Raw genomic sequence first — 1,500 nt, 5'->3', positions numbered from 1 at the left:
AAAACTCAGTTAAAATTAACTGACTTATTTCATAAATGGTGTTGCTTCAATTAAGAAGCTATTTATGGTTTACTATCCAGTTTTCAAGGTTCATAAGTTGGCCACTTGGCCGTTTTGCCTTCCTCTGCTGAGGACATGTATTAATATATCATCTGACTTTTATAATGTCAATAACTTTTTTTGAAAACGTTTGTCAGATTTAATGGTAGCGGCAACAGGGATCGAACCTGTGACCTTTCGGGTATGAACCGAACGCTCTAGCCATCTGAGCTATGCCGCCATAAAATGGTGCCCAGAGGCGGAATCGAACCACCGACACGAGGATTTTCAGTCCTCTGCTCTACCGACTGAGCTATCTGGGCAAAAACATGGTGGGCCTTCAGGGACTCGAACCCCAGACCTACCGGTTATGAGCCGGGCGCTCTAACCAACTGAGCTAAAGGCCCATGTTTTTATAAACTTTTTTAAGTTTTGATGGTGGGCTTAGCTGGACTCGAACCAGCGACCTCACGCTTATCAGGCGTGCGCTCTAACCACCTGAGCTATAAGCCCTTAATGGTCGAGGTGGAGGGACTCGAACCCCCGGCCCCATGGTCCCAAACCACGTACGCTACCAAACTGCGCTACACCTCGTATTAAGTTTCTATCGTTTTTTATTGGCAGGGGCGGCAGGATTTGAACCCACGGCATTCGGTTTTGGAGACCGACGTTCTACCACTGAACTACGCCCCTACATTGGCGTTCATGGTTATGGTGGTGGGCTTAGCTGGACTCGAACCAGCGACCTCACGCTTATCAGGCGTGCGCTCTAACCACCTGAGCTATAAGCCCTTAATGGTCGAGGTGGAGGGACTCGAACCCCCGGCCCCATGGTCCCAAACCACGTACGCTACCAAACTGCGCTACACCTCGTATTATTTCATTGGATATAATTGATGTTTTAATGGCGGAGAAGGAGGGATTTGAACCCTCGCGCCCGTTAGCCAGGCCTACTCCCTTAGCAGGGGAGCCTCTTCAGCCACTTGAGTACTTCTCCATAATTCATGGCGGAGGGGGTGGGATTCGAACCCACGGCCCCTTTCGGAGTCACTGGTTTTCAAGACCAGCTCCTTAAACCGCTCGGACACCCCTCCATGATAGTTTTATTTGGTGACCCATCCGCGACTCGAACGCGGGACACCCTGATTAAAAGTCAGGTGCTCTGCCGACTGAGCTAATGGGTCTTATGGCTGGGGATGCAGGACTCGAACCTACGCATGCCAGAGTCAAAGTCTGGTGCCTTACCGACTTGGCTAATCCCCAGTATTAATTAAATTGGTGTGCCTGAAGAGATTCGAACTCCTGACACCCGCCTTAGAAGGGCGGTGCTCTATCCAGCTGAGCTACAGGCACATATTAAAATAAATGGAGCGGGTGAAGGGAATCGAACCCTCGCAATCTGCTTGGAAGGCAGGGGCTCTACCACTGAGCTACACCCGCATATTTGGTGGAGGGAGCTGG

General features: G+C 50.3%; 14 tRNA genes. All 14 read right to left on the bottom strand.

The features are described 5' to 3' along the window. Positions 1-203: 203 nt before the first annotated feature. Positions 204-280 (bottom strand) — tRNA-Met (locus tag J2Z35_RS14610). A gap of 6 nt (positions 281-286) precedes the next feature. Beyond that, a tRNA-Phe gene (locus J2Z35_RS14605) sits at positions 287-362 on the bottom strand. Positions 363-369: 7 nt separating this feature from the next. Next, positions 370-446 (bottom strand) — tRNA-Ile (locus J2Z35_RS14600). 29 nt (positions 447-475) lie between these two features. Then, positions 476-552: transfer RNA gene (locus J2Z35_RS14595), tRNA-Ile, on the bottom strand. Positions 553-556: 4 nt separating this feature from the next. Beyond that, positions 557-633, bottom strand: a tRNA-Pro gene (locus J2Z35_RS14590). A gap of 24 nt (positions 634-657) precedes the next feature. Further along, a tRNA-Trp gene (locus tag J2Z35_RS14585) sits at positions 658-732 on the bottom strand. Positions 733-754: 22 nt separating this feature from the next. Then, positions 755-831, bottom strand: a tRNA-Ile gene (locus J2Z35_RS14580). Positions 832-835: 4 nt separating this feature from the next. Then, positions 836-912 (bottom strand) — tRNA-Pro (locus tag J2Z35_RS14575). 32 nt (positions 913-944) lie between these two features. Next, positions 945-1,036 (bottom strand) — tRNA-Ser (locus tag J2Z35_RS14570). 8 nt (positions 1,037-1,044) lie between these two features. Next, positions 1,045-1,133 (bottom strand) — tRNA-Ser (locus J2Z35_RS14565). Positions 1,134-1,147: 14 nt separating this feature from the next. Beyond that, positions 1,148-1,223, bottom strand: a tRNA-Lys gene (locus J2Z35_RS14560). Between the two features lie 3 nt (positions 1,224-1,226). Beyond that, positions 1,227-1,302: transfer RNA gene (locus tag J2Z35_RS14555), tRNA-Gln, on the bottom strand. A gap of 13 nt (positions 1,303-1,315) precedes the next feature. Continuing rightward, positions 1,316-1,392, bottom strand: a tRNA-Arg gene (locus J2Z35_RS14550). 13 nt (positions 1,393-1,405) lie between these two features. After that, a tRNA-Gly gene (locus tag J2Z35_RS14545) sits at positions 1,406-1,479 on the bottom strand. Positions 1,480-1,500: the final 21 nt, after the last annotated feature.

The organism is Acetoanaerobium pronyense, from assembly GCF_017874355.1.
Lineage (GTDB): Bacteria > Bacillota > Clostridia > Peptostreptococcales > Filifactoraceae > Acetoanaerobium > Acetoanaerobium pronyense.
This window is presented reverse-complemented; position numbering and strand designations above follow the sequence as displayed.